This is a genomic window from Nonomuraea sp. NPDC050790 (genome assembly GCF_044456745.1).
In the GTDB taxonomy this organism is placed as follows: Bacteria; Actinomycetota; Actinomycetes; order Streptosporangiales; family Streptosporangiaceae; genus Nonomuraea.
Window position 1 is genome coordinate 624,774 of sequence record NZ_JBITGF010000006.1, and the last position, 23,349, is coordinate 648,122.

Annotated in this window: 26 protein-coding genes; 14 read left to right on the forward strand and 12 right to left on the reverse strand. The window is 71.3% G+C overall.

From position 1 onward, the window contains the following. Positions 1 to 59: 59 nt before the first annotated feature. The gene (locus ACIBEJ_RS32280) at positions 60 to 641 is read right to left on the reverse strand and encodes a biotin transporter BioY (RefSeq protein WP_397186642.1); all 582 of its coding nucleotides are present in this window, start codon (positions 639 to 641) and stop codon (positions 60 to 62) included. Between the two features lie 86 nt (positions 642 to 727). On the opposite strand from ACIBEJ_RS32280, the gene ACIBEJ_RS32285 reads away from it, so the two are divergent. Further along, entirely contained in the window at positions 728 to 1,660 is a 933-nt protein-coding gene (locus ACIBEJ_RS32285) for an HpcH/HpaI aldolase/citrate lyase family protein (protein ID WP_397186643.1), read from the forward strand. Here the strand turns inward: ACIBEJ_RS32285 and ACIBEJ_RS32290 are convergent. Beyond that, positions 1,650 to 2,192, reverse strand: coding sequence for a DUF6529 family protein (locus ACIBEJ_RS32290; protein WP_397186644.1), 543 nt, complete (start codon positions 2,190 to 2,192; stop codon positions 1,650 to 1,652). The two genes, ACIBEJ_RS32285 and ACIBEJ_RS32290, sit on opposite strands and share 11 nt — an antisense overlap. After that, entirely contained in the window at positions 2,189 to 2,968 is a 780-nt protein-coding gene (locus ACIBEJ_RS32295; RefSeq protein WP_397186645.1) for a hypothetical protein, read from the reverse strand. The genes ACIBEJ_RS32290 and ACIBEJ_RS32295 overlap by 4 nt, the downstream gene beginning before the upstream one ends. 101 nt (positions 2,969 to 3,069) lie before the next feature. Here ACIBEJ_RS32295 and ACIBEJ_RS32300 point away from each other — a divergent pair, with 101 nt between their 5' ends. Together ACIBEJ_RS32300 and ACIBEJ_RS32305 are read left to right on the forward strand one after the other, a co-directional pair. Continuing rightward, a complete protein-coding gene (locus ACIBEJ_RS32300; RefSeq protein ID WP_397186646.1) occupies positions 3,070 to 4,050 on the forward strand; it encodes a lysostaphin resistance A-like protein in 981 nt (326 codons plus the stop codon). A gap of 223 nt (positions 4,051 to 4,273) precedes the next feature. Next, positions 4,274 to 7,483, forward strand: a complete 3,210-nt coding sequence (locus ACIBEJ_RS32305; protein ID WP_397186647.1) for a hypothetical protein — start codon at positions 4,274 to 4,276, stop codon at positions 7,481 to 7,483. Here the strand turns inward: ACIBEJ_RS32305 and ACIBEJ_RS32310 are convergent. Next, positions 7,480 to 7,878, reverse strand: coding sequence for an NUDIX hydrolase (locus ACIBEJ_RS32310; RefSeq protein ID WP_397186648.1), 399 nt, complete (start codon positions 7,876 to 7,878; stop codon positions 7,480 to 7,482). The genes ACIBEJ_RS32305 and ACIBEJ_RS32310 overlap by 4 nt on opposite strands. 74 nt (positions 7,879 to 7,952) lie before the next feature. On the opposite strand from ACIBEJ_RS32310, the gene ACIBEJ_RS32315 reads away from it, so the two are divergent. The 9 genes from ACIBEJ_RS32315 (at position 7,953) to pqqE (ending at position 14,605) form a co-directional block, all read left to right on the forward strand. Further along, positions 7,953 to 8,585: a DUF6758 family protein gene (locus ACIBEJ_RS32315; protein WP_397186649.1), complete on the forward strand. Its 633-nt coding sequence runs from the start codon at positions 7,953 to 7,955 to the stop codon at positions 8,583 to 8,585. Between the two features lie 39 nt (positions 8,586 to 8,624). Beyond that, positions 8,625 to 9,233, forward strand: a complete 609-nt coding sequence (locus ACIBEJ_RS32320; protein WP_184967949.1) for a MarC family protein — start codon at positions 8,625 to 8,627, stop codon at positions 9,231 to 9,233. 60 nt (positions 9,234 to 9,293) lie between these two features. After that, positions 9,294 to 10,010, forward strand: coding sequence for an MBL fold metallo-hydrolase (locus tag ACIBEJ_RS32325; RefSeq protein ID WP_397186650.1), 717 nt, complete (start codon positions 9,294 to 9,296; stop codon positions 10,008 to 10,010). Between the two features lie 29 nt (positions 10,011 to 10,039). After that, positions 10,040 to 11,020 (forward strand): RecB family exonuclease, encoded by a 981-nt coding sequence (locus ACIBEJ_RS32330; protein ID WP_397186739.1) that lies wholly within the window; start codon positions 10,040 to 10,042, stop codon positions 11,018 to 11,020. Positions 11,021 to 11,386: 366 nt separating this feature from the next. Continuing rightward, positions 11,387 to 11,542 carry a pyrroloquinoline quinone precursor peptide PqqA gene (locus tag ACIBEJ_RS32335; protein WP_184967953.1) on the forward strand — a complete coding sequence of 52 codons (156 nt, stop codon included), beginning with the start codon at positions 11,387 to 11,389 and terminating at the stop codon, positions 11,540 to 11,542. Between the two features lie 9 nt (positions 11,543 to 11,551). After that, on the forward strand, positions 11,552 to 12,373 hold the full coding sequence (gene pqqB, locus ACIBEJ_RS32340) for a pyrroloquinoline quinone biosynthesis protein PqqB (RefSeq protein ID WP_397186651.1): 822 nt from the start codon (positions 11,552 to 11,554) through the stop codon (positions 12,371 to 12,373). After that, a complete protein-coding gene (pqqC, locus tag ACIBEJ_RS32345) occupies positions 12,370 to 13,041 on the forward strand; it encodes a pyrroloquinoline-quinone synthase PqqC (protein WP_397186652.1) in 672 nt (223 codons plus the stop codon). The genes pqqB and pqqC overlap by 4 nt, the downstream gene beginning before the upstream one ends. Continuing rightward, complete coding sequence (gene pqqD / locus ACIBEJ_RS32350; RefSeq protein WP_397186653.1) at positions 13,038 to 13,280, forward strand: pyrroloquinoline quinone biosynthesis peptide chaperone PqqD; 243 nt, start codon at positions 13,038 to 13,040, stop codon at positions 13,278 to 13,280. Before pqqC ends, pqqD begins: the two co-directional genes overlap by 4 nt. A 137-nt stretch (positions 13,281 to 13,417) precedes the next feature. Continuing rightward, a complete protein-coding gene (gene pqqE / locus ACIBEJ_RS32355) occupies positions 13,418 to 14,605 on the forward strand; it encodes a pyrroloquinoline quinone biosynthesis protein PqqE (RefSeq protein ID WP_397186654.1) in 1,188 nt (395 codons plus the stop codon). Here pqqE and ACIBEJ_RS32360 read toward each other — a convergent pair. Further along, a complete protein-coding gene (locus ACIBEJ_RS32360) occupies positions 14,565 to 15,461 on the reverse strand; it encodes an oxygenase MpaB family protein (RefSeq protein ID WP_397186655.1) in 897 nt (298 codons plus the stop codon). The genes pqqE and ACIBEJ_RS32360 overlap by 41 nt on opposite strands. A gap of 30 nt (positions 15,462 to 15,491) precedes the next feature. Then, on the reverse strand, positions 15,492 to 16,364 hold the full coding sequence (locus tag ACIBEJ_RS32365; RefSeq protein ID WP_397186656.1) for an alpha/beta fold hydrolase: 873 nt from the start codon (positions 16,362 to 16,364) through the stop codon (positions 15,492 to 15,494). Between the two features lie 82 nt (positions 16,365 to 16,446). On the opposite strand from ACIBEJ_RS32365, the gene ACIBEJ_RS32370 reads away from it, so the two are divergent. Next, the gene (locus ACIBEJ_RS32370; protein WP_397186657.1) at positions 16,447 to 17,010 is read left to right on the forward strand and encodes a GNAT family N-acetyltransferase; all 564 of its coding nucleotides are present in this window, start codon (positions 16,447 to 16,449) and stop codon (positions 17,008 to 17,010) included. 191 nt (positions 17,011 to 17,201) lie between these two features. Here ACIBEJ_RS32370 and ACIBEJ_RS32375 read toward each other — a convergent pair whose 3' ends face one another. After that, positions 17,202 to 18,986, reverse strand: coding sequence for a DEAD/DEAH box helicase (locus tag ACIBEJ_RS32375; RefSeq protein ID WP_397186658.1), 1,785 nt, complete (start codon positions 18,984 to 18,986; stop codon positions 17,202 to 17,204). Between the two features lie 328 nt (positions 18,987 to 19,314). On the opposite strand from ACIBEJ_RS32375, the gene ACIBEJ_RS32380 reads away from it, so the two are divergent. Beyond that, a complete protein-coding gene (locus ACIBEJ_RS32380; RefSeq protein ID WP_397186659.1) occupies positions 19,315 to 19,959 on the forward strand; it encodes a ferritin-like fold-containing protein in 645 nt (214 codons plus the stop codon). A 277-nt stretch (positions 19,960 to 20,236) separates the two neighbouring features. On the opposite strand, the gene ACIBEJ_RS32385 is transcribed toward ACIBEJ_RS32380, so the two are convergent. From ACIBEJ_RS32385 to ligD (ACIBEJ_RS32405), 5 genes are all read right to left on the reverse strand, one after another. Then, a complete protein-coding gene (locus ACIBEJ_RS32385) occupies positions 20,237 to 20,467 on the reverse strand; it encodes a DUF3107 domain-containing protein (protein ID WP_397186660.1) in 231 nt (76 codons plus the stop codon). A 103-nt stretch (positions 20,468 to 20,570) separates the two neighbouring features. Continuing rightward, complete coding sequence (locus ACIBEJ_RS32390) at positions 20,571 to 21,191, reverse strand: TetR/AcrR family transcriptional regulator (protein WP_397186661.1); 621 nt, start codon at positions 21,189 to 21,191, stop codon at positions 20,571 to 20,573. 75 nt (positions 21,192 to 21,266) lie between these two features. Then, positions 21,267 to 21,476 (reverse strand): hypothetical protein, encoded by a 210-nt coding sequence (locus ACIBEJ_RS32395; protein WP_397186662.1) that lies wholly within the window; start codon positions 21,474 to 21,476, stop codon positions 21,267 to 21,269. 50 nt (positions 21,477 to 21,526) lie between these two features. After that, positions 21,527 to 22,399: a non-homologous end-joining DNA ligase gene (ligD, locus tag ACIBEJ_RS32400; RefSeq protein WP_397186663.1), complete on the reverse strand. Its 873-nt coding sequence runs from the start codon at positions 22,397 to 22,399 to the stop codon at positions 21,527 to 21,529. Further along, positions 22,396 to 23,268, reverse strand: coding sequence for a non-homologous end-joining DNA ligase (ligD, locus tag ACIBEJ_RS32405; protein ID WP_397186664.1), 873 nt, complete (start codon positions 23,266 to 23,268; stop codon positions 22,396 to 22,398). Before ligD (ACIBEJ_RS32405) ends, ligD (ACIBEJ_RS32400) begins: the two co-directional genes overlap by 4 nt. Positions 23,269 to 23,349 lie beyond the last annotated feature (81 nt).

Genomic DNA, 23,349 nt, shown 5'->3' on the forward strand with positions numbered 1-23,349 from the left:
GGCGCAGCCAGCCTTCACGAGCTGCGGATCACGGCGCGGCCAGCCTCCAGGATCGCCGATCATCGGGCGGCCAGTCTCCAGGCGGCAGGAAGGAGCGCCGCGGCGAGGGCGATCTTGAGGGCGTCGCCCAGTAGGAAGGGGACGACGCCCACGGCCAGGGCGGCGCCGAGGCCCAGGCCGGTGACGGCCATGAGCACGGGCAGGCCGAAGGCGTAGATGGCGAGGTTGCCGAGGATCATGGTGCCGGCGGTGCGCAGCGGGGTGCGGTCCCCGCCCCGCGCGGCGAGCCGGCCGACCAGGACGCCCGCGGCGACGAACCCGATCACGTAGCCGAACGACGGCACCAGGCCGCCGTCCAGCCACGCCGTGTTGCCGTCGGCGAACCAGGGCACCCCGGCCAGCCCGACCACGAGGTACAACAGCATGCTGAGCGCCGCCCTGTTCATTCCCAGCGAGGCTCCCACCAGCAGGGCGGCGAAGGTCTGGCCCGAGACGGGCACGGGCGAGCCCGGGATGGGGAAGCTGACCTGGGCGGCCAGGCCGGTCAGGGCCGCGCCCCCGGCGATGAGGGCGAGGTCGCGCACGCGCGCGCCGGGCAGAAGATCGGACAGTACGGCGGGCGCCGCGGGGACCGAGGTCATGGGATGCACTCCTTGGCTGACGTTCGGCCCCCATTGTTGGCAGACGCCGTTCGAGGATCGGTCGAGCCACCCATTAGCGTGTGCGCATGCGATCACGTCGTTCGGTACTGGCGGTGCCCGGCAGCAACCCCCGCTTCCTGGAGAAGGCCCAGACGCTCCCCGCGGACGCGGTCTTCCTCGACCTGGAGGACTCGGTCGCGCCCGCGGCCAAGCCCGAGGCGCGCAAGAACATCGTGACGGCCCTGCGCGAAGGCGACTGGAGCGGCAAGGTGCGCACGGTCAGGGTCAACGACCTGACCACGATGTGGACCTACCGCGACGTGATCGAGGTGGTCGAGGGCGCCGGCGAGTTCCTGGACGGGATCATCCTGCCCAAGGTGCAGGACCCGACCGAGGTGGTCTGGCTGGACACGCTGCTCACCCAGATCGAGAGGACGATGGGCTTCGAGGTCGGGCGGATCGGCATCGAGGCGCAGATCGAGAACGCCCGCGGCCTGGTCAACGTGGACGCCATCGCCGGATCGTCCAGGCGGCTGGAGACGCTGGTGTTCGGGCCGGCCGACTTCATGGCCTCGATCAACATGCGCACGCTGGTGGTGGGGGAGCAGCCGCCCGGCTACACCGAGGGCGACGCCTACCACTACATCCTCATGCGCATGCTGATGGCCGCGCGGACGCACGATCTGCAGGTCATCGACGGGCCGTACCTGCAGATCAAGGATGTCGAGGGGTACCGGCGCATCGCGCGCAGGGCGGCGGCGCTGGGCTTCGACGGCAAGTGGGTGCTGCACCCGCTGCAGGTCGAGGCGGCCAACGAGGTGTTCTCGCCGGCGCAGGAGGACTACGACCACGCCGAGCTGATCCTGGAGGCGTACGAGTACTACACCACCGTGGAACGGCGCGGCGCGGTCATGCTGGGCGACGAGATGATCGACGAGGCGTCGCGGAAGATGGCGCTGGTCGTGGCGGCCAAGGGACGGGCCGCGGGGCTCCGCCGTACCAGCGGCTTCACACCTTGACGCCGATCGTGGTGAAGAACCAGAACGACGAGGTGAGCCAGAGCCCGACCAGCGCGGTGAAGACCAGGCCGCCGAGGACCGGGAGGGTCCAGCCGGGCAGGCCGCGCTTGGGCAGGGCGAGCATCTTCGCGGTGAAGACGCCGTAGAAGAAGCAGCCGAGCAGTGAGTGGATCATGACTCTGGGCACGTCGTACTGCAGGCCGAGCGCGTAGAGGCAGTGGAAGGCCACCGGGATGGTCAGGACGAAGGCGATCCTGCCCGACCAGCGGTGCACGGCCGGGTGGATCCGGACCTTGATCTTGCCCCACATGGACAGGGCCGAGATCACCTGAACGAAGGCCAGCACGAAGGCGCCCGTCGTCAGCCAGGACTTCATCGCCAGCGCCCCGGAGAACCCGGCCGGTCCGATCGCGAAGCCGGTCGGGGTGTGGGCCCTGCCGTACACGCCGAGGGCGACCATGACCAGGCCGCCGGCCAGCAGGGGGACCAGCAGCGGGCTGAGGCCGCCGCGGCGCGGCTCGACGGCGGTCATGAGATCTCCTCGATGTCCTGCGGGTAGAGGGTGGTCTCGCCCAGGCGTACCGGGGCGTTGGGCGTGGTGGCGTCGAGGGTGGGGGCGGCGGTCTTCTTCTCGCCCTCCACGGCCAGGCCGACCTGGTCGAAGCCGTTGCCGTCCGGCCGCCTCAGCATGATCCAGCCGGCCTTGATCTGCGCGCCTCTGACCGTCGCGGTGGCGCGGTAGAGGCCGGAGGGCTTCTTCACCAGCGGCGCGGAGAAGTCCCACTTCTTGCCGCCGAGGGCCAGTTCGCCCGCGGCCTTGCCGCCGCCGAGCGCGGCGGTGACGCTCGCCTTGCCGAAGCCTTCGAGATCGACCGCGCCGTCGGCGGCGTTGCCCTTGAACCAGGCCTCGGTTTTGCCGTCGCAGAAGTAGGCGATGGCCTTGCCGTTCCGGACGGAGATCGCGAGCAGGCCGCCCTTGACGCGGGTGGCGTAGTCGGCGCGCGCCGGAGTGGGCTTCGCGGTGACGGTCTCCCCGCCGGGTTCCCCAACGGTCTCCTCGCCGGGTTCCCCAACGGTCTCCTCGCCGGGTTCTCCAGCGGTCTCCTCGCCGGTTTTCTCAGCGGTTTTCTCGGCGGCTTCCTCGCCGGTTCGCTCGCCGGTTTCCTCGGGGGACGGCTCGGCGGGCGGCGACTCGGCGGCCGCGGTGGTCTCTTGGGCCACCGGGGTCGCGGTGACGCTGGCGACACCGAGCCCGGCGAAGAGCACCGCGCCCGCCGCCAGGGTGATGACAGGTCCCAGCCTTGACATGACATGGCTCCCAGGGTCGAAACGTCCTTCGACCTCAAGAATCCGCGCGTTTCGGGAGCCCGTCTGTGAACTAATGCTCACCCGCCGGACAGAATGATGGAATGCAGGAGAACCAGATCCCGTACGGCCAGCCACATCCGCAGCCGGGTCCCTACCCGCCCCCGGCCCCGAGGCAGCCCTGGTTCCTGCCCACTCCGAGCGGCGCCCGCTACGACCACCTGGCGCGCAACGGCGCCGGCGAGCTCTGGCGGCCGGTCGTCGGCACGGTCGTCGTCGGCGTCGCGTTCTTCGCGGTGGGGCTGTTCGTCCTGCTGATCGGCACGGTGCTGTCGCTGATCCTCGGCCTGCCGCAGCCGGCCAAGCCGGACCAGCTCTTCGGCGACCCGCTGTTCGGGCTGGTGTTCCTGCTGCTGTCGATCGCCGCCGTGCTCCCGGTCGTCTACGGTACGGCGGCGCTCATCCAACGCCGCAGACCCGGCACGCTCTCGTCGGTCGCGGGCCGGCTGCGCTGGTCGTGGATGCTCATGTGCGGCGGGGTGGCGATCCTGGCCCTGATCCTGGGGCAACTGGCCCAGCTCGGCGTGTTCGTGGCGACCGGTGAGGGGACCGACGAGGTCTTCGCGTGGGCTGGGTGGAGCGGGTTCGTGCCCGCCCTGGTGATCATCCTGCTGCTGGTGCCGTTCCAGGCGGCCACCGAGGAGTACATGTTCCGCGGGTGGCTGCTGCAGGCGTTCGGCACGCGGCTGAACAGCCCGTGGTGGGGGATCGTGATCGGGTCGGTGCTGTTCGCCTCGCTGCACGGTTACACGTGGGTGGGGCTGATCGACGTGTTCACCTTCGGGGTGGTGACCGGGTTCCTGGCGGTGCGTACCGGGGGGCTGGAGGCGCCGATCGCGATGCACGTGGTCAACAACGTCCTGGCGTTCGGGGTCAGCGCGGCGGCGGGGAAGCTGGACCAGGCGCTGGAGCAGGGCGAGGTGCCCTGGCAGTCGCTGGCGGGGACGGTGGTGCAGCTCAGTGTGTTCACGCTGGGGGTGCTGTGGCTGTCGAGGAAGCGGTCAGTCAACGCTTTTTCGGGATAAATCGCAAAGTGGTGCTACGAATCTCACTAGAGAGGTCTCGCCATTCCGGGCTGGGCGTGTTGCTCTGGAATGTGTGGGTGTTGCGGGATTCCGGAGGTGATCATCTCTGCGGGATGGGGTAGAGGTACCTGCGTGTGCTAAGTCGGTTTTTATGCCGACATGGCAGTCAATGAGGACGGCATAACTGGAACGGTCCGGAACCCCCGACGAGGAGGTGCTACGCGTGGCCTCCGGCCCCAGCGAACCGCCCCGGCACCCGCCGGACGACGACGAGCCGCGCCCTCGGGAGGAGCCGAGGATCCGGCACACCCCGCCGGGCCCCACCGACGACCGGGCCCGTGGCGTGCCGCTGGCCTCGCCCTGGGGGCTGCCTCCCTTCGCCTCGCCCACCCCGGAGGACGAGGCGCCCGAGCCTGAGCCGCCCAAGGGGCGCCGGCCGTACAGCTCGCCCACGGCGGAACCCGACACCGAGCCCCGCCGCCGCCCCCGCCGCACCGTCACCCATCCGGACAAGCTCGTCGCCTCCGGCCCACCCCGCCCCCTCCCCACCCCGCACAGTCCGGTAGAGCCCCCGCCCAGCTCGGAGCAGACCCAGCCCGGTGTGGCGCAACCGCCGCCCGATCCGGCACAGCCGTCGCCCGGTGCGGCGCAGACCCCACCCGGTCTGGCACAGCCGCCGCCCGGTGCGGCGCAAACCCCGCCCGGTCCGTCGGAGACGGCACCTGGTCGTCTGGAGGACCCGCCCGGTCGTCCGGAGGTCGTGGCCCGTCCTGCGGAGACCGTGCCCGGTGAGGCTGAGGATGACGCGCCTACCCTGCCGGGGCGGGCGCGGGGGGCGCAGCCGTACCAGAACCTGCGGCCGAGCGAGCCGCCGCCCCAGCGCCCGGCCGTGGTCCCGCCCGCATGGAGGGACACCGAGGACGAGGTCGCCCGGTGGAGCGGCGAGGAGCCAGAGGACGAACGCGACGCTCCCCGCGAGGACGAGGCTCCCGGTTTCGGTGAGCGTGGGGATCCGGGTTCAGGCGAGCGGGTGACGGGCGACCAGCCGGTACGCCGGGTGGGGCGCCCGCCCGCAGGCCGCCCGACGAGGCCCGATCTGCTCGTGGCCAGCGGCCCCGACCGGCAGGGACGGCATCACCGCGGCCAGGCCCCAGCGGCGTTCCGCCGGTCCAGCCCGCTGCGGCGGCGACGGCGCGTGCTCGGGCCGGTGGCGTTCGTGCTCGCGCTGGCCGTGGCGGTGAGCGCGGGTGTGCTCGGGTGGCGCTGGTGGAGTGCCAGCGACCCGGGCCTCCAGAGCGGGCTGCGGCTGGAGGCCGCGGCGGGACGCTCGGGGGACGAGGTGTTCACGGTGGCAGGCGCCGGCGACGGCTCCAACCAGAAGCTCAACGCCATGGCCTCGGCGGGCAAGACGGTCGTCGCGGTCGGCAGCGACACGACGAGCCCGACGCCGCGCCCGCTGTTCCTGTACTCGCAGGACGGCGGCAAGAACTGGCGGCTCGGCACCGCGGGCGCTTCCACGAGCGCCACCGCCACCCGGGTCACCGGCGGCGCGGGCCGCTGGCTGGCCGCGGGCGGCGACGAGACCGGCATCGAGCACGGCCTGTGGACCAGCACCGACGGCGCCTCCTGGACCGCCGTCGAGCCCGCGGGCCTGGCCGAAACGTTCAGGAAGGGCGACTACATCCACGACATCGCCAGGACCGCCTCCGGCTTCGTGGCGGTCGGCCGTACCGCGCGACAGGACGGCGCGAACGGCCCCGCGGCCTGGCAGTCACCCGACGGCCAGAGCTGGCAGCGCGTCGACCTGCGCGGGCTGGAGGCGGGCGAGTTCCGCGCGGTCGTGGCGCGCGGGGACGGCCTGGTGGCGCTCGCCCAGCCCGCCCAAGGCGAGGGCTCACTCGCCGTGCGCTCCGTGGACGGCGGCCTGACCTGGCAGAAGACCGACTTCCTGCTTCCCGGGGCGACGCCGAAGGCGGGCGCGCTGGCGGTGCTGGACAAGCAGTTCGTGCTCGTGCCGATCAGGAAGGAACCGGACGCGGGCGGCGGGCTGCGGGTCTACTGCTCGCCCACCGGCGCGAGCTGGGGCCAGTGCGGCACGATCAACCTCGGCCGCAGCCCCGGCGTCGAGACCACCATCTCGTACGGCGGCGGCGTCGCGGCGATCAGCCAGGCACCGGGTCTGGACAAGTACACCGTGCTGACCAGCGCCAACGCCCGCACCTGGACCAAGCGCGCCGACCTCGGCAACCTGTCCGGCGCCACGCTGCGCGGCTTCACGATGACCGACGCCGGGCTGCTGTTCGCCGCCGGTGACCAGGCCGCCGCGGACGTGGGCAACCAGCTCGTGCTGATGTCGGCGCCGGCCAAGGGCAGCGCCGCGCGCGTACCGGTGGCCGGGATCGAGGGTCTGTCGCGCATCGCCCGCGAGACCACCCGCCTGGCCGCCGCGAAGGGCCAGTACGTCGCGGTCGGCGCGGCCTCCGGCGACGCCGGCGTCTGGACCAGCAAGGACTGGCAGACCTGGACCTCCACCAGCCTCGGCGGCCCGCACCGCCAGATGCTCAACGACGTCGTGTACGGCCGGCGCGGCTGGCTGGCCGCCGGCGCCACCGAGTCGGGCACCTCGGCCACCGATCCGCTGATCGTGACCAGCGGCGACGGCCGTACCTGGAAGCAGGCGGGCGCGCCCGCGCGCGCGGAGGGCCACACCTACCTGGACGTGCAGTCGGTCGCCGCCGACGGCAAGGGCTACATCCTGGCCGGCGAGGACCGCGGGCCCGGCACCACGGGCGCCGCCATCTGGTTCACGCCCGACCTGCGCAAGTTCACCAGGAGCCAGAAGCTGCCGCAGGGCGGCGCGGGCGTGCGCATCTTCGACCTGGCGGCCACCCCGGACGGCTACGCCGCCGTGGGCAGCTCGGGCACCGGCGAGGAGGAGAGCGCGGTCGTCTGGACCTCCAAGGACGGGCTCAACTGGACCCCGCGCAAGCGCCCCTCGCCGCCCGACGCCTCGGCGGCGGGGCTGCGGCAGGTGGTGGCGTTCGGCGACATGCTGGTGGCCACCGGTACGGCGCGGCACGGCGGGACGTCCAAGGCGTTCGCCGCCTCCTCGGAGGACGGCGGGGCGAACTGGCGCTACGCGTGGCTGCCCGCCGAGCGGGCGGCGGCGGTCCACGACCTGGCGGCGGGAGAGAACGGGCTGGTGGCCGTGGGCTGGCACGGCCAGCCGGGCGGCGCGGACAGCGCGGCGTGGATCTCGGCCGACGGGCAGACCTGGGCCAGGCAGGACCTCAAGGACCCGAGGCTGCTGGGCGAGGGCATGCAGTGGCTGGCGGCGGTCACGACCAGCGGCGCGCAGGTGGTGGCGCTCGGCCGCTCGACCACCTACACGGCCGACCACCTGACGCTCTGGACGTTCCGCCTGGCGGGTTAGGTCCTGGGCAGGACGTCCCAGGAGGTGAGGGTGGCCAGCAGGCCGTCGGTGAGGGGGAGGGCGGCGAGGTCGGCGGCGGTGCACCAGCGCGCGTCCTTGGCGTCGTCGCCCGGGGTGAGCTCGCCGCCGGTGGGGGTGGCGAGGTAGTCGCGGATCTCGTAGACGGTCCGGCCCGGGCCAGGACGGTCGACGGCGCCGGTCAGCGGGCCCGGGGTGACGGTGAGGCCGGTTTCCTCGCGGATCTCGCGGACGAGCGCGTCGTGGTCGCTCTCGCCGGGATTGACGCGGCCGCCGGGCAGCGACCACAGGCCCTCACCCGGCGGGTGGCCGCGCTGGATGAGCAGCAGGCGGCCAAACTCATCGAAAACTATCGCTCCGACACAATTTACGCGCACAACACCAAGATTACGACGGGATAACGGCCTGTGCCCTTGACTGGAGCGTGCCGGACGACGCACCGTGGGTAGCTGTGAGAGCGGCTCCGACGTGTCCACGGTGTTTTGGCCCTCTTCATGCGCCCAGTGTGTGGTCGAGCGCCTGGCGGTGCGCCGCGCACGGGGACGTCCTGCCCTATCAGCCCCCCTGGCAGCCGTCCGCCGCCGCGGTGGACACGCTGCGCAAGTCGTCGATGGTCCCGGTGTGGCTGCCGTGGCCGTTGCCGCCCGGATGGCTGGTCACGGGGTTCGCCGAGGCGGGTGACGAACGCAGCGGCGGGCGGGCCAGCGTCGTGGCGCTCGGCGGCCCTTCGGTCACGAGCGGGCCCGCGGACCTGCTGGTCATCGCCGAGGAGCCGGGCGTGGGCCTGGGCGCCGCCTTCGCCGGCCTGGACGGTCCCGACCCCGGCGAGGGCTTCGACTCCGGGCCGCCGAACGCCAAGATCGACGTGCTCGGCCATCCGAGTGCCCTGTGGTGCGTGAGCGGCGCCGCCGACCGGGCCGTCTACGCCGGCGAGGCCATGGGCAACTGGCTGTGGACCATCGCCTGGCCCGCGGAGGCCGGCTGCCTGATCGCGCTCCTGCAGCTCAGCCTGCGTGACCTGCGCGAGCAGGACCAGGACCTCGACCTGCCCTTCGGTGCTTTCTCCCCGCGCCTGGACGACTAAGATCGGCAGCACTTCCCCCAACCGGCTGTTGGGGGAGCGGTGTCGGGGACCAGGTTCTTCGTCGAGGCGTTCGTGACGATGTTCGTCATCATGGACCCGCCCGGCGTGATCCCCCTCTTCCTCGCCTACACCAGCGGGCGCTCGCCGCTGGAACGGCGGCGCATCGCCTGGCAGGCCGCGGTGACGGCCTTCTGCCTCATCGTGGTCTTCGCGGTGTTCGGGCAGGCGATCCTGGCGTACCTGCACGTCGAGGTCGCGGCCATGCAGATCGCCGGTGGCCTGCTGCTGCTCCTGGTCGCCCTGGAACTGCTGCGCGGGGTCTCCCAGCCCTCCAGCGAGAGCATGCGCTCCAACGTCAACGTCGCCCTCGTGCCGCTCGGCACCCCGCTGCTGGCCGGTCCCGGCGCGATCGTGGCGACCATCGTCTTCGCCCAGCAGGCAGGGGGCCGGCCGGGCGGGATTCTCGCGCTCGGGCTGGCGATCGCGGCGGTGCACCTCGTGCTGTGGGTGTTCATGCGGTTCTCAGTCAGCATCATCCGCGTCATCAAGGAGAACGGCGTCGAGCTGGTGACCAGGATCGCCGGACTGCTGCTGTCCGCGCTGGCGGTGCAGCTCATCATCAACGCGATCCGGGCATTGCTGGCCTGACAGGAGATCCGAACAGGCTGGACACGGCGTACTGGAAGAAAACTCAGTATTGTTCGTGGCGTGACAGCGCGTATCGAGCGAGTGGTGACCGAGGGCGTCGTCGACGTCGACGGCGTGGAGTACAAGGTCGAGAACAACACGTGGATCGTGGGTGACGACGACGAGGTGATCGTCCTCGACCCGGCACGGGACGCGGAGAAGATTCTCGAGCAGGTCGGCGAGCGGGAGGTGCTGGCCGTCATCTGCACGCACGGCCTGCCCGACCACGTCGGCGCGGCGATCGAGGTGGCCAGCAGAGACGAGGCCGTCGTGGCGCTGCATCCCAAGGACAAGCCGCTGTGGCGGGAGACCTGGTCGGAGACCTGGCCGGACATCGACATGGAGGACGACGGCATCTTCGGCGTCGCCGACGTCCAGCTCGACGTCATGGAGACGCCCGGCGTCACGCCCGGCGGGGTCTCGCTGTACTGTGAGGCCCTCGAAGCGGTCTTCACCGGCAAGTCCCTGCAGGCCGACGGGCCCGGCAAGCTGGGCGGGGAGTACCCCGCACTGGCCGACCAGCTCACCTCCATCGGCGGGCGGCTGTTCACGCTCCCGCACGCCACGCGCATCCTGGCCAACCACGGTGACGAGGTCACCGTCGGCGACCTCGAGCCCCACTTCGACGACTGGGTCTCCGGCTCGCTCACCCGGGCCGACACCGGCGAGGCGGCGCCCGAGGGCCCGCTGACCGACGCGTCCAAGATCGCCGGGATCAAGCTCAACCCGGACGCCTGAGCGTGTACGACCAGCTTCCGCTGGAAGGGATGCCGCGGCGGCTCTACTCGTGCACGCCGTCGCGGCTCAACACGTGGCTCGACTGCCGGCGTCGCTACCGGTTCACCTACCTTGACCGGCCGCAGCCCGCCAAGGGTCCGGCCTGGGCGCACAACTCCGTCGGCGCCAGCGTGCACAACGCGCTGGCCGGGTGGTGGCGGGAGCCGTACGAGCGCAGGACGCCGCTGACGGCGGCCATCCTGCTCACGAACGGGTGGATCACCGAGGGTTTCCGGGACGGCGAGCAGTCGGCGGAGTGGCTCGGGAGGGCCCGCGACCTCGTATCCGGATATGTCGCGACACTGGACCCATCGGATGATCCGGTGGGCGTCGAGCGCACCGTCGCCACGCGGACCAAGGTCATCGCCGTCTCGGGCCGCATCGACCGCCTCGACCGGCGCGGCGACGAACTCGTCGTCGTCGACTACAAGACCGGCCGCCGGCCCCTCACCCAGGACGACGCGCGGTCCTCGCTCGCGCTGGCCATCTACGCGATCGCGGCGTCCAGGATGATGCGCACCCCGTGCTACTCCGTCGAACTCCACCACCTGCCGACCGGCGAGATCGTCGAGTGGCGCCACACGGACGACTCCCTGCGCCGCCACCTCACCCGGGCCGAGGAGATGGCCCAGGAGGCGGCCGACGCCGACGAACGCTACCGTGCGGTCCTGTCCGACGTGCCCGCGCCGCGTGCCGGCGGTTCGGGTACGGCGGGCCGTACCGGGACCAGGGCAGGCCAGCCCCAGCCCCAGAGCCCACCGCAGAGCGCGCAGGGCGAGCCAGAGGGCCCGGCGGCAGGCGCGCTGCAGGGTGCGACGGGCGGGCAGGCGACGGCGGTGACAGCGGAACTGGACGACCTGTTCGCACCGAACCCGGGGCCGATCTGCGGCTGGTGCGACTTCCGCCGCCACTGCCCCGAGGGCCAGGCCGCCGCCCAGGAACGCCGCCCCTGGGACGGCCTCGCCGACTAACCCCGCCCCGGCCCCAGCCCCCGGCTCGGCCCGCGTCGCACGCGATGCCAGGCGCCGGAGGGGTTACACCCCTGGGGGTCGCCCTGGTGTGGCTGTCGGAGCGGGTGGGCGTGTCGGTGCTGAGGCGCTCTGGTCCGGTCTGACCTGGGCTGTCTGGGCGCTGGCGGGGCGGATGGGCGGAACGGGTGCGCGAGTAGGTGGCCTGAAGTTACCGGCCAGACATCCGATGAAGCCCGGATGTGGGCGAGTTTTTGCGTGGATCGGGTGAAATTTCGGGCGATAGATCCGATCACAGGGATTGACGGAACGCCTCTGCCGAAGTCAGATCGTGGGTAACCCCCCGTATCGCACGGAAGGCAGGTGCACATGGCTCAGCCCAAGGACCCCGGCAAGAAGCAGCCGCCGAGGACCCACTCCAAGAAGGTCCGCACCCGCGGCGAGGAGACCACCTGGCACAAGCCCGACTACCAGGTCGTCGAGGCGTCGATGGAGATGTCCGCTTACTTCCTCGCCACCAGGTAACCGGACGCCATGCGCCTGCAGGTGCTCGGCACCGCCGCGGGCGGCGGCGTCCCCCAGTGGAACTGCGCGTGTCCCGGTTGCGCCGGGGCACGCGCACACCCCGCCTGGCACCGCCGTCACGCCAGCCTGGCCGTCCAGCTCCCCGGCCGCGTGGCCGTCGTCAACGCGACCCCCGACATCGCCGCGCAGATCGAGGACTGCCCCTGGCTGACGCCCGATCGCGACCACGCGCCGCTCGTGGTGCTCACCGACGCCGAGCTCGACCACACCCTGGGCCTCCTGCGGCTGCGCGAGGCCGCCTCCCTGGACGTCGCCGCCACCCCTCCGGTACGGCAGGCCCTCCGCCCCTTCGAGGACATCCTGCGCCCGTACGCCCCCATCCGCTGGCACGCCATGGACGGAATCGCCGAACCCATCCCGGTCTCCGCCAAACGCCCCCGCTACGCCGCCACCGGGGCGGCGGACGGGGCGTGGGTGTCGGCGTTGAGGTTCACCGACGGCAGGTCGAACGTCGTGTACGCGCCCGCCATGGGAGTGTGGACACCGGAGCTGGACGCCGCCTTCAGCGACGCCGACTGCGTGATCATCGATGGCACGTTCTGGGACGACGACGAGCCCCGCCGTACCGGAATCTCCGGCAGGACGGCGACCGGCATGGGACACCTCCCGATCGAGGCCACCATGGAACGCCTCGCCGCGCTGCCCGGCCGCTGCCTGTACACCCACCTCAACAACACCAACCCCCTCGTCGACCCGGACGCGCTGCACCACAAGGCGCTGGCCGAGCTGGGCGTCGAGGTGGCCGCCGACGGAATGGTGATCGAGCTGTGAACCCCTTCGAGGCCGAGCTCCGGGCGGTGCCCGAGCAGCGCTACCACCACCTGCACCCGTTCAACCTGCGGATGCACGCGGGCGAGCTGTCCAAGGAGGAGCTGCGGGGCTGGATCCTGAACCGCTTCCACTACCAGCGCCACATCCCCATCAAAGACGCCCACATCCTCGCCAAACTCCCCACCTCGGACCTGCGCCGCACGTGGCTGCGCCGCATCCAGGACCACGACGGCAAGGCCCCCGGCGAGGGCGGCATCGAACGCTGGCTCCGGCTCGGCGAAGCGGCCGGACTCGACCGCGAGGACCTGCTGTCGGGCGAGGGCGTCCTTCCAGGGGTACGGCTCGCCGTGGACGGCTACGTCAACCTCTGCCGCCACGGCACCCTGTTGGAGGCGGTGGCCGCCTCGCTGACCGAACTGTTCGCCCCCGACCTGATGCGCACCAGGATCGCCGCCTTCGAGAAGCACTACCCGTGGATCGACGCCGAGGGCCTGCGCTACTTCCAGATCCGCGTCCAGCAGGGCCGCCAGGACAGCGGTGAGGCCCTGGCACTGGTGCTCGACTGGGCGCGCAGCCGTGCCGACGAGGAGAGGGCGGTGGCGGCGCTCCGCTTCAAGTGCGACGTCCTGTGGACGCTCCTCGACGCCGTGGACGGAGCCTACCGATGACCGACTGGCGCCCCGCCCTGTCCCGCTCGGCCATGCTCCGCCACTGTCCGGTACGGCAGGCCGAACTCCTCATCGTGCCCGAGCGGATCGTGGTCCTGAACGACGAGGCGGCCGAGATCGTCGGCCTGTGCGACGGCCAGCGGACCGTGGCGGAGATCGTGGCGGAGTTCCCGAAGGAGGCGGGCAAGGACGTAACAGACTTCCTGGACCGCGTCCGCGCCGAAGGATGGCTCCGATGACCCCCACCCCTGGTCTGTCACCCTCTGGTCCGACATCCCAGGGTCTGTCAGCCTCGGGTCTGTCAGACTCTGGGACCACTTCCTCCGGCCCCCCGATGTCCAGCCCTGCGGCGGCCGATGCCGCGAGGTCCGGACCCATGAAGGCCGATGCCCCGATGGGCGGGGCGGTGGCCTCTGGGGGCGGTCAGGAGGGTGGTGTGGCCGTGGGGGAGGCGGCCGGGACGGAGGTGGGGGAGCGGCGGGTTAGGCCGCCCTGGGCGATGTTGGCGGAGCTGACGCATGGGTGTCCGCTGCGGTGCCCCTACTGCTCCAACCCCACCGAGCTGGTAGCCCGCACAGAGGAGCTGGACACCGGTGAGTGGGCGCGGGTGTTCGAGGAGGCGGCGGCACTGGGGGTGGTGCATGCGCATCTGTCCGGTGGTGAGCCGTTGCTGCGGCGCGATCTGGTGGAGATCGTACGGGCGGCACGGGCGGCCGGGGTGTTCACGCAGTTGGTCACCAGCGGCGTGGGGCTGGCTGGGCGGCGGGTGGCGGAGCTGGCCGAGGCGGGGTTGCACAGCGTGCAACTGTCGGTGCAGGCGGCCCGACCGGCCGAGTCCGACCGGATCGCGGGCCGCCGCAGTTTCATGGCCAAGGAACTGGCGGCCGCGGCCGTGGTCGAGGCGGGGCTGCCGCTGGGCGTCAACATCGTGCTCCATCGGCACAACCTCGACCAGATCGAGGAGCTGATCGAGCTGGGCATCGCGTGGGGTGCGGAGCGGATCGAGCTGGCCAACACGCAGTTCTATGGCTGGGGGCTGCTCAACCGGGAGGCGCTTCTGCCGACAAGAGAGCAACTGTCCCGCGCCGAGTCAATTGTCACGAAATATCGGGGAAAAACGGGTGTGGAGTTGATCTGGGTGATCCCGGATTACTTCGATGGCATACCCAAGCCCTGCATGGGCGGCTGGGGCGCCATCTCGATCACCGTCGCCCCCGACGGCCGGGTCCTGCCCTGCCCGGCGGCCTACGACCTGCCGCTCGACCTGCCCAACGTCCGAGAGCATCCTTTGAGCTGGATCTGGACGCACTCGTCCGCGTTCAACGCCTACCGGGGCACCGCCTGGATGGCCGAGCCGTGCGTGAGCTGCCCGCGCAAGGAGCTCGACTTCGGCGGCTGCCGCTGCCAGACGTACGCGCTGACCGGCGACGCCGCCAGGACCGACCCGGCCTGCGGCCTCTCGCCCGACCACCACCTGATCACCCGGCTGAGCGCCAAGGAGAAGCCGTTCGTCTACCGCGAGTTCAAACGGCCGCCCAGCGCCGAGGATCCGTCAGGCCCTTGAGGCCCTTGCGCACGTCGTAGCCGAGCACGCCGAGCCGGTCGCGCGAGGCGTGCAGCATCCGGCGGGTCGACGGCATGAACGCGCGGTCGTGCACCGGCTCCGGCAGCGCGTTCATGGCCAGGCTGAACGTCCGCAGCCCCGCGGTCACCGCGGCCTGCGGCGCCTCCGGCAGCGCGCGGTACATACGGCGCGCCCACGACGGCAGCGTGTAGTAGCACAGGGCGCCGAAGGGGAAGTAGACCGGTTTGCCCGGCGAGAGCATCCGCATCTCCTTGGGCAGCCGGGGCCAGAGCAGGAAGCGTACGGTGGCGGCCGACTCGTCGATCACGCGCAGCCTGGGGCGGACCTCCTTGAAGTAGTCGGCCATCTCCGCCTGCGAGCCGGGCACGTCCTCCGGGTGCAGGCCGACATAGGCGGCGCTCTTGCGCTGCTCGCGCAGGTACTGGTCGGCTTGGCGGTCGGTCAGGGCCAGGCCGCCCCGCCGTACCACCTCGAGATAGGACGAGACCTCCGCGCAGTGCACCCAGAGCAGCAGCTCGGGGTCGTCCACGCGGTGGGTGCGGCCGTCGCTGGAGATGCGCAGCGAGCGGTGGATGGCGCGCACGCGGCGGCCGATCGCGTCGGCCTCGGCGGGGGTGCCGAACGTGGTCCTGCCGACGAAGTCCGCGGTGCGGCGCAGGCGGCCGAAGGGGTCCTCCTGGAAGTTGGAGTTCTGCCAGACGCCGCGCATGGCCAGCGGGTGCAGCGCCTGGAGCATGAGCCCGCGTACGCCGCCCACCCACATGCACCGGTCGAGGTGGACCTGCCAGGTGGCGCTCTGTGGCCGCTGGACGACGATCTCATCGATGCTCGCCATAGTAAGCAGATAATTACACGGCATTGGACTCTATGTCCAAGATGCGGACTCCGCCGTGTTCCAGAACCGCACCAGCGTCTGCGCGGTCGTCTCCGGCGCCTCCACGGCGGGGGAGTGGACCGCGCCGGGCACCACCATGCGCTCCGCGCCGAGCCTGGCCGCCATGTGGCGCTGGACGTCGGGTGGCCAGCCGTCGTCGTGCTCGCCGAACAGGACCAGCGTGGGCACCTCGATCTGGCGCAGCTCCTCGGTGCGGTCGTGCATGGACAGCACCTCCTCGGCCATCCTGGCCAGGCCCGTGGGCGAGTTGGCCAGCAGCCGCTTGCGCAGGAACGTCACGATCTCGTCGGGCACGCCGTTGGCCAGGGCCTCGGGTTCGATCCTGGTGTGCCAGACGTGTTCGAGGCCGTGCTCGGGGAGCTCCTTCATGATCTTGCGGCCGTTGTGGGCGCGCTGCCCGGTGATCGCCGAGGGGCCCGAGCTCATGAGCGTGAACGAGGCGAACTTGGTCCGCCCGTCGATCACCGCCTCGCGCGCGACCAGGCCGCCGAAGGAGTGGCCGACCAGGTGGACCGGCTCGCCGCCGCCGACCGCCTGCGCGATCGCGTCGACGTCCGCGCCGAGCGCGGCGCAACTGTAGGCGTCGGGGTCGTCGGGGCCGGGCGTCTCGTACTGCCCGCGCAGGTCGATCGCCAGCACCCGGCGGCCGGACTGGGCCAGCGTCTGCATGACCGCGATGAAGTCTTCCTTGCTGCCGGTCAGCCCTGGAACCAGCAGCGCGGGCCAGCGCTCCACGACGCCGCTCACCGGGAGCGCCTCCAGGGCCGCGAAAGCGCCCAGCGGCGTCTCGATGCGCTGCGGGGCGACGCCAGGTGGCAGGTTCAGGAATCGCGGCGTACTCACGTGGGGCAACAATACCCAGAGGTCAAGGCGACGACACCGGCTAACCCGGTTCGCTGGTGCGACTTCAGGGGAGTTGTGAGGTATGAGCAAGGTTGAGATCCGGCCTGCGGACTCGTGGGCCGACCTGGAGACGGTCTTCGGCCCCAACGGCGCGTACGGCGGGTGCTGGTGCATGTGGTTCCGCGCCACGAACGCCGACTTCCGCGCCTGGCCCAAGAAGGAGCGGCGCGAACGGCTGCGCGACCTGGTCGAGTCGGACGCGCCCGCGCCCGGCCTCGTCGGCTACCTCGACGGCGACCCGGTCGGCTGGGCGGCGCTGGCGCCCCGCGAGGACTATCCACGCCTGGCCCGCTCGACCGTCACCAAGCCCGCGGACCCGTCCGAGCCCGATGTCTGGGCGGTGACCTGCTTCTACGTCACCAGGGCCGGGCGCGGCCACGGCCTGCCCGCCGCCCTGCTGCGCGAGGCCGTCTCCTACGCCCGCGCGTCCGGGGCCCGCGTCCTGGAGGGCTATCCCACGGACACGAACCGCAAGCTGCAGAAGTCCGAGCTGTACCACGGGTGGCTGTCCCTGTTCACCGGCGCAGGGTTCACCGAGACCGCCCGCCCAACCCCGACCCGCCCCCTCATGCGCCTCACCCTCTGATCCGGTCAGCCCCTGGTAGGACAGACGCATAGGTCAGCCCGTGGTGGGAGCCCCACGGGTCAGCCCGAGGAAGGACAACCTCGCGGGTCAGACCGGGGTAGACAACCTCGCGGGTCGGGCCGCGGTAGCCGTACCGGGGCATGGAAAAGGCGCGCGTCCCAGGAGGACGCGCGCCCTGTGGCCAGCCGGAGCTAGCCCGCCCGGCGGCGGTTGTTGCTGTTGCCGCGCGGGGAGCGGTTGCCGCGGCGCTGGGCCTGGCGCTCCGAGGCCGCGGACGGGGCGATGTCGTCGTCGTCCGTGGCCAGGTCGGGTGACTGGAAGATCACCGTGAACGGGTTGGGCGGGATGATGCGCTCGGGCTCCACACGGACCTCCTGCACGCGCTCGGGCGCGCGCTCCGGCGCCCGCTGGGGCTCCGGCTCGGGCTCTTGCGCCTGCTCCACGACGGGGCGGGCCTGGGTGAGCGCGCTGCCGATGGCCTCGGCGGCACCTCCACGGGCGCGGGTACGGCGAGCGGGCCTGACGGCCTCCTCCACCTCGGCGAGCACGTCACCGGCGACCGGCTCGGCGGCCACGGCGGCGATCTCGTCGGTGGAGATGATGGCCGGAGTCTCCTCGCTCCTGCGCGGTCGGCGGCGCCTGTCCATGCTCTCGCCCTCCACGATCTGCACAGCCTGCACAGTCTCCACGGTCTCCGCGACCTCGGTGGTCTCCTCGGCGGAACGGCCGCCACGCGTGCGACGGCGCTGGCGCGGCGCGCGGGGCGGGCGCTCCTCGCGCTCGTCCTTGCGGCGGCCTCTGACGCGGGACTTCCCGGTCTCGCCCAGGTCCTCGAGCTGCTCGGCCGCGAGGCCGGCCCGGGAGCGGCTGGCGTGGGGCAGCACGCCCTTGGTGCCCTCGGGGATGGTCAGCTCGGTGAAGACGTGGGGCGAGGTGGAGTAGGTCTCCTCGGGCTCGGCGAAGTCGAGTCCGAGCATGTTGTTGATCATCTTCCAGCGGGTCAGCTCCTCCCACTCGACGAACGTGACCGAGATGCCCGTCTTGCCCGCGCGGCCGGTGCGGCCGATGCGGTGGACATACGTCTTGTCGTCGGTGGGGGCGTCGTAGTTGACCACGTGGGTGACGTCGTCGATGTCGATGCCCCGCGCGGCCACGTCGGTGGCCACCAGGACGTCGATCTTGCCGTTGCGGAACGCGCGCAGCGCCTGCTCGCGCTGGCTCTGGCCCAGGTCGCCGTGGACGGCCGCCACCGCGAAACCGCGGGTGTCGAGCTGCTCGGCGACCATGTCACAGGCGCGCTTGGTCTCGCAGAACACCATCGTCAGACCGCGGCCGTCCGCCTGCAGCAGGCGGGCCACGATCTCGATCTTGTCCATGCGGTGCACGCGCCAGACGAGCTGGCGTACCTGCGGGGTGGTCTCGCCCTCGCCCGAGTCGTGCTCGGCGCGGACGTGGGTGGGCCGGTTGAGGTACTTGCGCGACAGCGCGACGATCTCGCCGGGCATGGTCGCGGAGAACAGCATCGTCTGCCGCTCTTCCGGGATCAGCTTGAAGATGCGCTCGATGTCGGGCAGGAAGCCGAGGTCGAGCATGCGGTCGGCCTCGTCCAGCACCAGCGAGCCGACCTGGCTGAGGTCGAGGTGCTTCTGCTTGACCAGGTCGAGCAGGCGTCCGGGGGTGCCGACGATGACGTCGACTCCGGCCTTCAGCGCCTCGATCTGCGGCTCGTACGCGCGCCCGCCGTACACGGTGAGCACGCGGGAGCCGAGCTTGCCCGCGGCGGTCACGAGGTCTTCGCTGACCTGTATGGCCAGCTCGCGGGTGGGCACGACGACGAGGCCGCGCGGCTTCTTGCGGTTCTTGCGCGGCTTGCCGATGCTCTGCAGCATGGCGATGCCGAACGCGTAGGTCTTGCCAGTGCCCGTGCGGGCCTGGCCGATGACGTCCTGGCCGCTCAGTGCGAGCGGGAGCGCCATTTCCTGAATCGGGAACGGTTGGGTGATGCCCTCGGTCTCGAGCGCATCAGCGATCTCTGGTGTGACTCCGAGGTCTCGGAAAGTCGTCAGCGTGGCCTGCCTCAGTCTCAAATGAAGGCGGGCCTGCCGGGACCAGCGGGTCGGTAACCAGGGTCCTCGCGGTAGAGCCAGCCCTCTCGCGTCATCGCGACCGCAGGCCCGGGGAGCGGGGAACTTCGGGAGAGAACCCCCCGAATTCACACAGTGCGGTCGCACTTTCACAGAGCAGTGTACTCGATACCACAACGCTGGCCGAGTTTGCGGATGTTCCCGAAGTACGCTGCCTTTCATGAATGAGTCCCTTGGTGTGGTGGATCTCCTTGGTGTGCTGGCGTATGCGGAGTTGAGCGCCTTCCTGCAACTCGGCGCGGATGCCGGGCAGTTCGCGCCGACGCTGAGCGACCGGGCCGCGCTGAGCGAGCTCGCCGTGGCCGAGTTCGGACACTTCCAGCTCGTCCGCGACAAGCTCGTCGAACTCGGCGCCGACCCCGACCGGGCCATGGCGCCCTTCGTCGAGGCCCTGGACGGCTGGCACACCCAGACCCGGCCGGGCGACTGGCTGGAGGCGCTGGTCAAGGCATACGTGGGCACCGGCATCGCGCTCGACTTCTACCGCGAGGCGGCCCGCCACCTGGACCCGGCGATCGCCCGCCTCGTCGACGAGGTCGTGGCCGACCAGGAGCGCTCGGAGTTCGCGGTCGAGCGGGTACGCGCCGCCGTCGCAGCCGATCCGGCCGCCGCGGGCCGACTCGCCCTGTGGGCCCGCCGCCTGGTGGGCGAGGCGCTGAGCCAGGGCCAGCGCGTGGCCGCCGCCCGGCCGGAACTGGCGCAGATGCTCGTCGAGGCGGTGGCCGACGACCAGGCGGAGATCTCCCGGCTGTTCGCGCGCCTGACCGAGCAGCACGGCAAGCGGATGGCCGCGCTCGGCATCTGATCCTGCGCATAGGGGCGGCGCGAGGGCACGAAACGGTTGTACCGTGCGGTCATGAGGGCCACGCGCCGCTACGGCAGTTGCTTGACCAGATGCGCGCAGAATCGCTGGACCGCACGACCCGTGCTACGTCGTCAGAGCGCCCAGTGCCCGGCTGTGGATCAGCGGCACGCGCCGCTGCCCCGCCGGCGGGGCCGATGGTGCCGCTGGCGCTGACGGCCGGAGACCGCCCGGAGAGCGGGAGGAGGCCAGACCCCTCTCCCGCTCCGCCGGAGACAGGTCAGAGTGTGCCGCCGAAGCCGATCTGACGCTGCTCGTCCTCGCCGATCTCGACGAAGCCGAGGGCGGCCACGGGGACCACCACGCGCCTGCCCTTGGCGTCGGTGAGGGCGAAGACGCCGCGGTCGGCGGCGAGGGCGTTCCTGATCTCCTCTTCGACCTGCTCGGCGGTGAGTTCGGTCTCGACAATGATCTCACGGTGCACGGAACGTACGCCGATCTTGACTTCCATCGTGGTGCTCCCTTTCGACGGGCCTGGATCCATCGTCGTCGCTCCGCCCCACGAAAAGGCGGGTGATCGCGCCCAGCGAACGGGTTACGCCGTACGCGGAAAACTACGTCGTACGGGGGAAGCCGCTGATCCCGCGCCAGGCGAGCCGCGCCATGAGCTGCTCGGCGGCGTCCTTGGGGATCGAGCCGTGGGTGGTCACCCAGTAGCGGGCGCTGACCTCGGCCATGCCCACCAGGCCGACGCCCAGCAGGTGCGCCTCCTCGCTGGAGCAGCCCGTGTCCTCCTGGATCACCGCGCTGACCATCTCGGCGCACTCGCGCAGCGAGCGTTCCACCCGCTGGCGGACCGGGGCCACGTTGCGCAGGTCGGACTCGAACACCAGCCGGAACGCCTCACCCTGGCTGGAGACGAAGTCGAAGAACGCGCTGAAGGTGGCCTGCACCCGCAGCTTGTTCTCGTTCGTGGAGGCCAGCGCCTCGCGGCAGCGGCCCACCATGTCGTCGACGTGGAGGTCGAGCAGCGCGAGGTAGAGCTCCAGCTTGCCGGGGAAGTGCTGGTAGAGCACCGGCTTGCTGACGCCCGCCCGGTCGGCGATCTCGTCCATGGCGGCCGCGTGGTAGCCGTTCTCGACGAACACTTCCTGCGCGGCGCTGAGCAACTGCCTGCGGCGGGCGAGTCGGGGCAGCCGGGTGCCCCGGGGCTTGGCGTCCGGGGTAGCGGTCACGCGCGTCTCCAGTGGTCTTCGAACATCCGGGTTGGGACATCCTACGTGCGGGTAACCGTCCCGCGGGCGTTCGCGTCAGCGATAGTCGTCGTCATCGTCGTAGCTGACGAGGCGGTCCTGCTCGGCGGCGTCGCCCGGGTCGACGTCGATCGGGTACTCCCTGCGCCGCTCGTCCCCGGCCTCGTCGCGCAGCCGCCGGTGCTGCTCGGCGGCATCGGCCTCCGGAGCCTCCGGCGAGAGCTCGTCATCCTCGTCGAAGGGGAGGTCGTCCCCACGTACGTCCATCTCCGACATCTCAGGTCCCCTTTTCCTGTGTGGACGGATCCAGCCTACGCTCAGGTGAAAAGGTCGCCATGTTCCTCCACGCGGGCGAGTACGTCGGCCGAGGTGAACACCAGGTCGTCCGGGCGCTCGCACGCCTCGACCTCGGACCACAGCAGCGGTGTCGAGACCGTCGGTCGCTGCCTGGCCCGCAGGGAGTACGGCGCGACGGTGGTCTTGGCCGGGTTGTTCTGGCTCCAGTCGATGAACACCTTGCCCGGCCTCGCCTTCCTGGCCATGACGCTGACCACCAGCTTGGGCGCCTCCTTCTCCAGGAGCCTCGCCAGGTCCTTGGCATAGGCCGAGGGTTCCTCGCGGCCGTCCCAATGGGCGTACAGCTGCATGCCCTTGTTGCCGCTCGTCTTGGGACGGGCGGTGAGGCCGTCGGCGGACAGGACCTCGCGCAGCATGAGCGCGACCTGGCAGCATTCGACGATCGTGGCGGGCGCGCCGGGGTCGAGGTCGAAGACGAGGGTGTCGGGGTCGATCGCCGCGCCGTCCGCCGACACCCGCCACTGGGGCACGTGGAGTTCCAAGGCCGCGAGGTTGGCGTAGTAGACGAGGCTGGGCAGGTCCTCGACGACGGCGAAGTCGATGGTGTCGCGGTTCATGCTGCTGCCGGGCACGGGCAGGGTGACGCGCCTGAGCCAGTCGGGCACGTGGCTCGGGGCGTTCTTCTCGAAGAAGTACTTGCCGTCCACGCCGTTCGGGTAGCGCTTGACCGTGAGCGGGCGGCCCGCCAGGTGGGGGAGCAGGACGGGGGCGACGCGCGAGTAGTAGTCGATGACCTCGGCCTTGGTGAAGCCGACCTCGGGGTAGAGCACCTTGCCGAGGTTGCTGAGGACGAGATCGCGCCCGTCCACCCGCACGGGCGTCTTGGAGCTCACAGCACTACCTCCGCGGGTATCTTGTCCGGTCGCAGTCCCCGCCACACCGGGTGTCGCAGGCGTATCTCGTCGGTCACCATCGTGTAGGCGACCTCCCCGACCAGATCGGGTCTAACCCAGTGATTGCGCCACGGGACCGGATTGACGAACGGGCTGCGCGCGATCTCCAGCGGGCGCAGCGCCGCGAGCAGGTCGTCCAGCGTGGCCTCGGTGAACCCGGTGCCGACGTGCCCCACGTAGGTCAGTCCCCGCTCGGTGAAGACGCCCATGAGCAGCGAGCCGATCCCGCCCGCGCGCCGTCCCTTGCCGGGCTTCCAGCCGCCGACGACGATCTCGCGCGTGCTCAGGTTCTTGACCTTGACCCACCAGGGCGTGCGCACGCCCGGCCGGTACGGCGAGTCGAGCCGCTTGGCCACGACCCCTTCCAGGCCCTGCTCGTGCGTGGCGCTGAGCAGGTCGGAGTCTCCTGGAAAGTACGGCGGCGCCCCGATGTCCAGCTCGTCCAGGAGCGCCCGGCGGTCCCGGTAGGGCAGGTCGAACAGCGGCCGGCCGTCCAGGAAGAGCAGGTCGAAGGGCATGTACGTCACCGGGTAGCGCTCCAGCATCCTGGGCTCGGGGTCGGTGAGGTGCATGCGGCGCTGGAGGCGTTCGAAGCTGGGCAGCCCGCGGTGGTCGAGGGCGACGACCTCGCCGTCGATGATGACGTCGCGCAGGCCGTAGGAGGAGATCTCGGGGTAGCGGCGGGTGTACTCGGCGCCGTGCCGTCCGGAGACCCGCAGGCCGCCGTCGAGGTGGATGACCGCCCTGATGCCGTCCCACTTGACCTCGAGCCCGTACAGCTCGCGGTCGGCGGGAAGATCCCCGGCCATGGCGAGCATAGGTTCGACCGGGTATGGCATTGGTTGGCCCATGACGGGTATGTGCCCATATGGTGAGCCCTGCTACCGATG